At 41.1% G+C, this 1,028-nt stretch carries 1 protein-coding gene and 1 pseudogene; one reads left to right on the top strand and one right to left on the bottom strand.

Annotated features, from left to right (window positions below; genetic code table 11):
- The coding region (locus H5300_RS26820) for a sugar phosphate nucleotidyltransferase (protein ID WP_259397969.1) at positions 1-155 on the bottom strand (155 nt) is incomplete at its 3' end.
- 508 nt (positions 156-663) lie between these two features.
- On the opposite strand from H5300_RS26820, the pseudogene H5300_RS28580 reads away from it, so the two are divergent.
- Positions 664-888 (top strand): annotated as a pseudogene (locus tag H5300_RS28580) (transposase); the annotation flags it as partial.
- Positions 889-1,028: the final 140 nt, after the last annotated feature.

Genomic DNA, 1,028 nt, shown 5'->3' with positions numbered 1-1,028 from the left:
TTCAGTAAATCCGCGTTAACAAAGTTATTTAAAGCAAAATCAATTAATCGATAGCTCCCTCCGAAAGGAACCGCGGGTTTGCTTCGAGATTCAGTTAAAGGTCTCAATCGAGAGCCTTCTCCACCAGCTAAAACCATACCTAAAACACGTGACATTGTTTACCTCGTATATCTTATTGACTAGAAGATGAGCACACTAGTTACTATCTATGGTAATTTGCTAACATTTATTGAAGAGATTGATTGGGTAGCAGTAAAAACGACAAGGACTATTTTGCTTGTCTGTGAGAGCTATACGCCTAGCGTTGAGCTAATCAACATAGCGAGCATGTTTACGATAGACCACCAATCGCAAATTGTGAAACAAAAGCTAAACTTTTGTGAATTTTTTATTAAATCAAAGCTGGCAATCTTTACATCCCCCACCTACGGCACTTCGGAGGGAGGTTCCTGTTTCATAGCGCATCGCTTTAAATTCGAGAGAGTCTAACGCTTTACTTACGCTCCACAGGCTAGCACTACCTGCTCGACAGCTTTAATATCAATATGTATTCAGATAAGATCAAGCTCACTTAAGCATTCAGGACTCGGCTTCCACTGACATATTTGGACAACGCTTCTACTATACCACTAAGTTTTATAGATTAACTGATGCCGAGTTGAGGAGTTCAGCTGCGATCGATATCACGCTCACCTGTTAATTTCAACATCACCGAAGACACCAAGTGTCGCAAAATTAGTCGATTCACAAGAAGCAACGAGAACAAGTAGGATACGCAGAAAGTTTAATGATGTGGCAGGTGCATTTAACAAAAACGTTCTTTGGAGTCGTGGCTATTTCGTAGGGGCGTGTGCCTTTTTGGCTATTCCCCTTCCTGCAGCGTCGTAGGGAGTACCATAGTCATTTATGATGGAGATTTCAGCAAATAAAAAGGGACATCTTGAGGCCCGCTCTATAGTCTCGAAATTAAAATTTATAGCCGACACCAATAAAAGTAGAACTGGTCTCTAAATCCTCTACTACTCCAC

This window comes from Vibrio sp. SG41-7, assembly GCF_014164465.1.
GTDB classification, from domain to species: domain Bacteria; phylum Pseudomonadota; class Gammaproteobacteria; order Enterobacterales; family Vibrionaceae; genus Vibrio; species Vibrio splendidus.
This window is presented reverse-complemented; position numbering and strand designations above follow the sequence as displayed.